The sequence below is a fragment of the uncultured Thiothrix sp. genome, assembly GCF_937873765.1.
Lineage (GTDB): Bacteria > Pseudomonadota > Gammaproteobacteria > Thiotrichales > Thiotrichaceae > Thiolinea.
In genome coordinates, this window is the sequence record NZ_CALMZC010000004.1 from 1 (window position 1) to 8,314 (window position 8,314).

The window sequence follows — 8,314 nt, forward strand, 5'->3', positions numbered from 1 at the left end:
CTCATATCCCCGATTATCAAGAAATTCCGGGGATTTGTGTAGATACTTATGCCCTGAAGGACGGGGGTTTACGGCGTGGAGGATAAAGTGCTACGCGATAAACCAAAGCGTTTGCTAAGCTGGCCGATGGTATACATCTTCATTCCCAAGTTGCGGGCTTAGCGGCTAGCCTTGCGAATCTGTGAGACTTCCTCACTCGGGATTTGCAGCCATTCCAGAAAAGCCTGATGTTGTTCTGGGTAACGCTGCTCAAAGAGCTGATGCCAGTGGCTCATCATGGCTTCATCCAAACCTGTGTCACGGAAAAGTTCAACCCATTGCATTTTGTTGATACTTGCGTTTTGCATCTTGATCTCCTGTTGTTTTAATTAACAGGACTCACTTTAAACTGTGCAGTGATAGACAGGTCAAGGGCTGGATTCAGCTCAAGCTAAATTCGTCCGCATCCATCCAAGCGGGAAATTGCTCACGGAATTGCTTCAAGGCGTTTAAATCCAACAGAGTGGTTTCCACAAAAGCAGTCCCTTCAAGTTGATCAACCAGCAATTCCCCTTTGAAGTCAACTGCTAATGAATCGCCACTATAGACCAAGCCTAAACCATCGGTTCCCACTCGATTCACTCCAAGTACATAGCTTTGATTTTCAATCGCCCGTGCTTGCAACAAGGTACGCCAAGGTTGACGCCGTACTGCAGGCCAGTTTGCTACCACAATGGCTAAGTCATAGTCATTGCGATTGCGCATAAACACGGGGAAACGCAGGTCATAGCAGACTTGTGGCAGAATACGAAAGCCTTGATAGTTAAAAGTTTTACGTTCGAAGCCCGCGCTATAATGATTGACTTCATCACCCATCCGGAACAGGTGGCGCTTGTCATAAAATTGTACTTCACCATCTGGAGTCACGAACATAAAACGGTTCGTATATCGCCCCTCAACAGCGGTCGCTATCGAGCCGCAAATCGCCGCTTGTACCTTAGCCGCTTGGGCTTGTAGCCAAGTAAAGCTTGCACCACCATACGCTTCAGCATGTGTTTCAGGTGTCATCATAAAGCCGGTGGTGAACATTTCTGGCAAGACGATTAAATCAGTTTGACCCGCTAAGCCTTGTAGCAATGTTGCAAAATGCGCTCGATTCGCTTCGGGATTTTGCCAAGTTAGTTCAGTTTGTACCAAGCTCACACGTAAGAATTCAGGCATTGCTCTTCTCCTAAATGGCACACAAACGCTCAGCCGCACGTTGCAAAGTGTCATCACCTTTGGCAAAGCAGAAACGAATCAAGTGCATTTCTGGTGGAACTTTACAAAACACTGAAACAGGAATCGCCGCTACTCCCACCTCTTTAGTCAGCCATTCGCAGAAAGTGGTATCTGGCAAATCACTAATCGCGCTGTAATCGACCACTTGGAAATAAGTACCGGCTGCTGGGGCAAATTTAAAGCGACTGTTGCTAATCAACGAGCAGAATAGGTCACGCTTTTGCTGATAAAATTTGGGTAAATTATCGGCATATTCTGGCTCATCACGCAGAATATCCGCCAGCGCTAATTGCATCGGGGTACAAGTGGCGAAGGTCAGATATTGATGCATCTTACGGAATTCCGCCGTCAAAGGTGGTGGTGCTACGCAATAACCAATTTTCCAGCCAGTGGTATGATAAGTTTTGCCAAAGGACGAGACCACAAAGCTGCGTTCGTATAGTTCTGGATAGCGATTTAAGCTTTGATGCTGCTGTCCGTCAAAAACGATATGCTCATAGACTTCATCACTGAGTAGTAGAATATCTGTGCCACGTACTAGTTCAATCAACTGTTGCATATCGGTAGCTGTTAAGACGCTACCTGTCGGATTATGCGGAGAGTTCAAAATAATTAAGCGCGTTTTTGGCGTAATTGCGGCTTTAAGTGTTGCCCAATCCATTGCAAAGGCGGGTGGCTGTAATTGCAAATGGATGGATATTCCGCCGTTTAGTTCGACGGCTGGGTCATAACTGTCATAAGCAGGGTCAAACATAATGACTTCATCACCGGGGCGTACTACGGCGGCAATGGCTGCGAATAAAGCTTCGGTTGCACCCGAAGTGACCGTCACCTCATCGGCTGAAACAGGATTGCCATAAATACGCTGCACTTTAGCGGCAATCTGTTCATGTAAAACGGGTAGACCGCTCATGGGCGCGTATTGATTCATGCCTTTGGCAATATAAGCACCGACTGCATTTAAGAGTGCAGACGGGCCATCAAAATCGGGAAAGCCCTGCGAGAGATTAATAGCTTTGTGTTCATTCGCCATCTGCGACATAACGGTGAAAATGGTTGTACCAATATGTGGCAATTTACTAGCAGGGTAGTGCATCACTTAGCTCCGTAAACTAATAATCGGCCAAGCCCGAGCGATAGCTTTAGCGCGTAAAATGTCATCAGGATCAACTGCAATAGGATGATCCACAATCTCTAAGAGCGGTAGATCATTATGCGAGTCGCTATAGAAATAGCTACCTTCTAGAGTTTCTGAACGATCCTGGAGCCATCCTTTTAAGCGCTCAATTTTACCTTCGCGGAACGTTGGGATGCCGTCAATTTCAGTGGTATAGCGACCGTTTTCAATTTTAGGTTCGACGGCTAATAAGTTCTCAATACCAAATTCAGTGGCTATTGGGCGCGTCACAAAACTATTGGTAGCCGTGATAATGACTAAGGTATGTCCCAACGCCCGATGCTTTTCAACCAATGCCCGTGCTGCATCCGAGATCATCTTGTGAATGTCTTCTTGCAGGTATTCGCTGCGCCATTGATCGAGCTGTTCCATGCTGTGCTCACTTAAAAATTTAAAAGTGAAAGCAGCATATTCACGGATATTGAGTGTGCCATTGGTGTAATGCCCGTAGAAGCGTTTATTCGCTTCAGCATGAGTTTTTGCATCCACCAAGCCTTTACGAACTAAAAATTCGCCCCATTGATAATCGCTATCGCCTTTTAAAAGTGTGTTATCGAGGTCGAAAAGTGCGAGTGTCATACCTGTTCCTATGCGTTTAGCAGAAAAATACCCGATTGTACTCGCTTGAAATTGCCGAATCATGGGGATTGTGAAAAAATCAATGCAAGCAAAAAAGTTCCGGAGGACAGTCGTGATTGATGAGGACGGATTCCGTGCGAATGTAGGTATCATCCTCTGTAATTGCGATGGTAAAGTGTTTTGGGGAAAACGCTTAGGTCAAGAGTCTTGGCAGTTTCCTCAAGGAGGTATTGATCAGGGGGAGTCTCCACTCGACGCTATGTATCGAGAATTGCATGAAGAAACTGGATTGCAACCTCAGCAGGTCGAAGTGATAGGGCAAACTCGTGGTTGGTTGCGTTATCGTATACCCCATTACATGATTCGCCGTCGCTCAAGACCCTTGTGCATCGGCCAGAAGCAGCGTTGGTTTTTGCTGCGGATGTTGTGCAGGGACGGAGATGTGAATTTGCAAGCAACACCAAAACCTGAATTTGATCACTGGGAATGGGTAGACTACTGGACACCTGCTCAACAAGTGGTTTTCTTCAAGCGTAAGGTGTATCGCCGCGCTTTAAATGAGTTCGCACTGTTAGTGGAATCAAGAAAGGATGCTTAGGCATCCTTTTTTTTGACGAGTCGATTCAAATGCGCTTCTAATCGATCTGCATGCATGCGCAACTGATCAATTTGTTCATAGTAGTAGTTGAGTTCGGCCTCCGCCGGTAATAAACGCGTTTCTTCTTGTAAATATTCTTGTGTATTTAGCCGCATCGCTTGCGCCGATTGATCGAGCCAGCCTTTGGTATTGCGAGCGAGTTGTCCCGCTTGATGGGCTACTGTGTCACCCACGGCTTGAGAGAGTAGTTCTTCCCAATCAACATCAACTTCCCTTAGGATTTTGCTAAATTCAGTGCCTAAGCCTAAATCGCCTTCAATTTGGATACCATTTTCTAGCATCGCTTTACCGCTATCTTTGGCTTGTGCCAAACGCATGAAGGCTAAAGCACTACCTTGGATACTAACATCAGGGGGTGCGTGGTAACTTGCACTGACCCGTACCCCCTCCGCAGTAGGTAAAAAGTACACATCAAACCCCGGATTAGTGATTCGCAAGCGAATAAGTTTGCCTTGCAAGGCTTGTAGGCGTTGGCGTGCATTGCCATGCGTTTTTTCATCCAATTTTAGCCAAGCATTAAAGGTCGCTTCTAAGGGAAGGGTTAAAGCATCTAGTAGCATCAAAGACCCCTTGATTAGTTTTTCAAAGCAGCACGAATCCCTGCAATTATTTCAGCTTTGTTCACGTCATGCTTAAAGGTTGTCAGCAATTGGCCATCTTTACCAAGCAAATAGCTATTAGAGCTGTGATCGACGGTATAGCCCATGGCCGAAGTACTCTTTACCTTACTGTAAAACGCGCCATACTGCATGGCGGTACGCTGGATTTCCTGTTCTGTCCCAGTAATCCCGATGAAACTAGGAAAGAAATAACGCGCATAATCCATCAATTTAGTACCATTGTCTCGCTCTGGATCAACACTAATAAAGATAGGCTGAATTTGTGCCGCCTCTTCAGCGCTAAGTTCTTTCAAGGCTGAGCTTAATAGAGCCAAGGAAGTTGGACAGACATCAGGGCAAGAGGCATAACCAAAATATAAGAGTACTAGTTTGCCGCGAAAATCGTGCAAGTGCACGGCCTGATGGTTTTGCGTCAAAGTGAAATCATTAGTAGCCGTTGCGGTCATAGTAGAACCGGCGGTAGCGGTTTGCTTATTAAAGAATGATTGAGCTGCTACTAGGCCTATTAAGACCACCGTCGCCAAACTAAGATAGATCCAATTATGGGCTTTCATTCATATCTCCCTTCATCATAGTCGCTGCGACCATAGCATACATAAGTGCTAATGAGCGCATCCAAAAGCTGATGAATCACGTAATAGCCTAGAGGTATTTAGCAATGATTATTAAACGGGCTCCTGATTTAACGGAAAATGACACCACAGCGTATGCACTTTATCAAAATCGCCGAGAATTTTTAAAGTTTTTAGGTGGCGCAGTGGCTTTAGGCACTGCCTTGCCGCCACTCGCTTGGGCAAAATCAGTTTTTTCCACGGATGAAAAACCGACTGATTTTGAGGATATCACCAGCTATAACAACTTTTACGAGTTTGGTACGGGTAAAGATGAACCCGCTAGCAATGCCAAAACCTTAGTGACTTCACCGTGGTCGGTGACGGTTGACGGTGAATGTGAAAAACCGGGGACTTATACCCTCGAAGAGATGCTCAAACCGCATCCATTGGAGGAACGCATTTACCGGATGCGCTGTGTGGAAGGCTGGTCGATGGTGATTCCGTGGCAAGGTTTTCCTTTAGGCTCGCTATTGAAGCGTTTCCAGCCAACTTCCAAAGCTAAATTTGTGCGCTTTGAGACCTTAGCAGATCCTCAGCAGATGCCCGAATTGAAGCAGAAGGTACTCGATTGGCCTTACACCGAAGGTTTGCGGATGGATGAAGCGATGCATCCTCTCACCCTGTTAGCCACCGGGCTATATGATAAACCGCTACTCAACCAAAACGGTGCACCCCTGCGCTTAGTAGTGCCTTGGAAATACGGTTTTAAGAGTATTAAATCGATAGTGCGTATTAGTTTTGTTGAGCAACAGCCAGTTTCGAGTTGGGAAAAGGCGAATGCTAAAGAATACGGCTTTTATTCCAATGTCAATCCAGAGGTGGATCATCCACGCTGGAGTCAATACAACGAGCGGCGAATCGGCGAATTTAGTAAACGTAAAACTTTGATGTTTAATGGCTATGCAGAGCAAGTGGCGAGTTTGTACAGCGGCATGGATTTACGGACATATTATTAATGCAATTTCCTGAGCCTTTATTTACGCGCTTCCTTAAACCCTTAGTCTTTGCTTGTGCTTTGATACCCTTAGTTTTAATAGGCTGGGGTGTTTGGCAAGATAGTCTGGGCGCGAATCCGATAGAAGCAGTCACACGTAGCACAGGTGATTGGGCTTTACGTTTTCTGCTATTAACCCTAGCCTTGTCCACCTTGCGGCGTTTAGTTGGCTGGACGCAAGGGATTCGTTTGCGGCGGATGCTCGGACTATTTGCATTTTTTTATGCCAGTGTGCATTTAATTTTGTATCTCTGGCTGGATCAATTCTTTGATTGGGGCGGGATTTGGCGTGATATTCTGAAGCGGCCTTTTATTACCGTAGGGATGCTAGCTTTTCTAATGCTGATTCCTTTAGCGATTACCTCACCCAAAGCGATGCTACGGCGTTTGGGGAAGCGCTGGAAAACCTTACATACTTTAATTTATCCACTCTCTATGCTCGCAGTGCTGCATTTCTGGTGGATGAAAGATGCTAAATCGGATGTATCCGAACCTTTGCTTTATGCACTAATTTTAGCCGCTCTCTTGGGTGAGCGGCTCTATCAGCGATTTAAAGCTTGAAGCCTTTATGTAAAGCGACAATGCCGCCGGTCATATTCGTATAAGTCACGCGCTCAAAACCGGCGGTGCTCATCATCTGTTTTAAGGTTTCTTGATCCGGATGCATACGAATCGATTCAGCTAAATAGCGATAGCTTTCAGCGTCATTGGCAATCATCTTGCCCATCATCGGTAGCAACTTAAATGAATACTGATCATAAATCGGTGCTAAGCCGGGTAATACGGGTTTAGAAAACTCCAAGACCAGTAAACGTCCACCCGGCTTTAAAACCCGAAAAATAGAGCCTAAGGCTGAATCTTTATCGGTGACATTTCTTAAGCCAAACGCCATGATCACAATGTCAAAGCTATTATCAGCAAACGGTAGGCATTCGGCATTGGCTTGCACATAGTCAATATTACCAGCAATACCTAAATCAGTCAGGCGCTTGCGGCCATTTTCTAACATGGATGCATTAATATCGGATAGCACTACTTTGCCCGTTTGACCCACAATACGCGCAAATTTACTGGCTAAATCACCCGTACCACCGGCTAAGTCTAAAACTTTAGAACCTTGCTTCGCTCCGGCTGCATCAATCGTCAAGCGTTTCCAGAGGCGATGCACACCAAACGACATTACGTCGTTCATTACGTCGTACTTGTCGGCTACCGAATGAAATACTCCAGCCACTCTACTAGCTTTTTCCATAACGGGAACTTGTTGATAGCCAAAATGGGTTGTTGGTTCCTTATCCATTACTCAGGCATTCCTCAAAAAAGATGGCCTAGTCTAACAGGCGCAACGCTCTTCATGGAGAAGGCAGCATGAAAAAAATAGTTATTGGTGTTGGTTTAGGGCTGGCAGCGGCTTCGCAAGCGCAAGCATGGAATGGCGGTATTGAAGATATGCGCACTATGCATGCGAACCAAAAAGGCCCTATCGTTCGTGTTAAGTCTGTTCATGTGAGCTGTACTAGCGTAAGTCTTCACCACAGTGCTGCTGCTCATCACTGCAATAGTCGTGGTTTCTGTAAAGGCGGTTGGCGTGCGGTTAAACCTAAAGGCAGCTATCGAGTAACGCACCGGGGCGCTGTCTGTGGGGTGCATGGTCGTGGGGCGGCTGTAGTCGTACCGCGCCCACATGCTAAATATGCAGGGGGGCACGTCAATCAACCAGCTCGTGCTCAACGCCAAGCCTATTATGCTGCTCAACAAAAACGGAAAGCTTTACAGTTAGCACAAAAACGTCGAGCTGCCCAAGTGGTTCAACAACAACGCCAAGCCGCACTACAGCGTCAACGCCAACAGGCTATCCAACTCAAGGCTTTAAACCTGCAAAAGCAACGTATTGCTCAACAAAAACGTCAAGCCGCCTTAAAGCGCCAAGCCTTACTTCTTAAAAAGCAACGTATGTTGCAGCAACAACGCTTACTAGCAGCTAAGCAACAAATGTTAGCGCGCAAACGTGCTCAAATGCAGGCACAACACTTAGTTAGACCGCATAATCCAGTCGCAAGAATGCGTCCGGGTTATCAAGCTTGTGGTGTGCAAACTGTGCAAGTCTTCCGACCAGCACGTCCACAAGTACGTCAAGTCATTCGCCCTGTGCAACAAGTCCAAGTCGTTCGCCCAATGGTGCGTTATGTCCAGCGTCCGGTGCAACCTGTGATTGTGCATCGACCTATACCAATTTATAGCCAGCAAATAGCACCTAGCTTCTCAGGTGGCTTGGTGTTTGGAGGTTATCATCATGGTGGTCACAGTGGCGGTGATGGTGGCGGGTACATCGGAGGGGGTGACAACGGAGGCGGTGGCAACGGAGGCGGTGGCAACGGAGGCGGTGGCAACGGAGGCGGTGGCAACGGAGGC

General features: G+C 46.6%; 10 protein-coding genes and 1 pseudogene. 4 read left to right on the top strand and 7 right to left on the bottom strand.

What is annotated here, in order from left to right; genetic code table 11:
• Positions 1 to 158: 158 nt before the first annotated feature.
• The 4 genes from Q0307_RS00815 to Q0307_RS00830 form a co-directional block, all read right to left on the bottom strand.
• Positions 159 to 347: a hypothetical protein gene (locus tag Q0307_RS00815; RefSeq protein ID WP_298655049.1), complete on the bottom strand. Its 189-nt coding sequence runs from the start codon at positions 345 to 347 to the stop codon at positions 159 to 161.
• A gap of 73 nt (positions 348 to 420) precedes the next feature.
• Entirely contained in the window at positions 421 to 1,200 is a 780-nt protein-coding gene (locus tag Q0307_RS00820; protein ID WP_298655052.1) for an amidohydrolase, read from the bottom strand.
• Between the two features lie 10 nt (positions 1,201 to 1,210).
• Positions 1,211 to 2,356, bottom strand: a complete 1,146-nt coding sequence (locus tag Q0307_RS00825) for a pyridoxal phosphate-dependent aminotransferase (RefSeq protein WP_298655054.1) — start codon at positions 2,354 to 2,356, stop codon at positions 1,211 to 1,213.
• Positions 2,357 to 2,359: 3 nt separating this feature from the next.
• The gene (locus Q0307_RS00830; protein ID WP_298655057.1) at positions 2,360 to 3,016 is read right to left on the bottom strand and encodes an HAD family phosphatase; all 657 of its coding nucleotides are present in this window, start codon (positions 3,014 to 3,016) and stop codon (positions 2,360 to 2,362) included.
• Positions 3,017 to 3,128: 112 nt separating this feature from the next.
• On the opposite strand from Q0307_RS00830, the gene Q0307_RS00835 reads away from it, so the two are divergent.
• Entirely contained in the window at positions 3,129 to 3,614 is a 486-nt protein-coding gene (locus tag Q0307_RS00835; RefSeq protein ID WP_298655060.1) for an RNA pyrophosphohydrolase, read from the top strand.
• On the opposite strand, the gene Q0307_RS00840 is transcribed toward Q0307_RS00835, so the two are convergent.
• Both Q0307_RS00840 and Q0307_RS00845 read right to left on the bottom strand, forming a co-directional pair.
• The gene (locus Q0307_RS00840; protein ID WP_298655063.1) at positions 3,611 to 4,234 is read right to left on the bottom strand and encodes an SCP2 sterol-binding domain-containing protein; all 624 of its coding nucleotides are present in this window, start codon (positions 4,232 to 4,234) and stop codon (positions 3,611 to 3,613) included. The genes Q0307_RS00835 and Q0307_RS00840 overlap by 4 nt on opposite strands.
• Before the next feature lie 14 nt (positions 4,235 to 4,248).
• Positions 4,249 to 4,848 (bottom strand): SCO family protein, encoded by a 600-nt coding sequence (locus Q0307_RS00845; RefSeq protein WP_298655066.1) that lies wholly within the window; start codon positions 4,846 to 4,848, stop codon positions 4,249 to 4,251.
• A gap of 104 nt (positions 4,849 to 4,952) precedes the next feature.
• Between Q0307_RS00845 and msrP the strand changes: the two genes are divergently transcribed.
• Positions 4,953 to 5,864, top strand: a complete 912-nt coding sequence (gene msrP, locus Q0307_RS00850) for a protein-methionine-sulfoxide reductase catalytic subunit MsrP (protein WP_298655069.1) — start codon at positions 4,953 to 4,955, stop codon at positions 5,862 to 5,864.
• On the top strand, positions 5,864 to 6,463 hold the full coding sequence (locus Q0307_RS00855; RefSeq protein WP_298655072.1) for a sulfite oxidase heme-binding subunit YedZ: 600 nt from the start codon (positions 5,864 to 5,866) through the stop codon (positions 6,461 to 6,463). The genes msrP and Q0307_RS00855 overlap by 1 nt, the downstream gene beginning before the upstream one ends.
• Here Q0307_RS00855 and ubiE read toward each other — a convergent pair.
• The gene (gene ubiE / locus Q0307_RS00860; RefSeq protein ID WP_298655074.1) at positions 6,453 to 7,202 is read right to left on the bottom strand and encodes a bifunctional demethylmenaquinone methyltransferase/2-methoxy-6-polyprenyl-1,4-benzoquinol methylase UbiE; all 750 of its coding nucleotides are present in this window, start codon (positions 7,200 to 7,202) and stop codon (positions 6,453 to 6,455) included. The genes Q0307_RS00855 and ubiE overlap by 11 nt on opposite strands.
• 68 nt (positions 7,203 to 7,270) lie before the next feature.
• Between ubiE and Q0307_RS00865 the strand changes: the two are divergent.
• Positions 7,271 to 8,314: pseudogene (locus Q0307_RS00865) on the top strand (hypothetical protein); the annotation flags it as partial.

What these genes read in the sequence shown, in the direction of transcription:
- Q0307_RS00815 (WP_298655049.1), bottom strand. Translation starts at nt 347, where the DNA reads ATGCAAAACGCAAGTATCAACAAAATGCAATGGGTTGAACTTTTCCGT.
- Q0307_RS00820 (WP_298655052.1), bottom strand. Translation starts at nt 1,200, where the DNA reads ATGCCTGAATTCTTACGTGTGAGCTTGGTACAAACTGAACTAACTTGG.
- Q0307_RS00825 (WP_298655054.1), bottom strand. Translation starts at nt 2,356, where the DNA reads ATGCACTACCCTGCTAGTAAATTGCCACATATTGGTACAACCATTTTC.
- Q0307_RS00830 (WP_298655057.1), bottom strand. Translation starts at nt 3,016, where the DNA reads ATGACACTCGCACTTTTCGACCTCGATAACACACTTTTAAAAGGCGAT.
- Q0307_RS00840 (WP_298655063.1), bottom strand. Translation starts at nt 4,234, where the DNA reads ATGCTACTAGATGCTTTAACCCTTCCCTTAGAAGCGACCTTTAATGCT.
- Q0307_RS00845 (WP_298655066.1), bottom strand. Translation starts at nt 4,848, where the DNA reads ATGAAAGCCCATAATTGGATCTATCTTAGTTTGGCGACGGTGGTCTTA.
- msrP (WP_298655069.1), top strand. Translation starts at nt 4,953, where the DNA reads ATGATTATTAAACGGGCTCCTGATTTAACGGAAAATGACACCACAGCG.
- Q0307_RS00855 (WP_298655072.1), top strand. Translation starts at nt 5,864, where the DNA reads ATGCAATTTCCTGAGCCTTTATTTACGCGCTTCCTTAAACCCTTAGTC.
- ubiE (WP_298655074.1), bottom strand. Translation starts at nt 7,202, where the DNA reads ATGGATAAGGAACCAACAACCCATTTTGGCTATCAACAAGTTCCCGTT.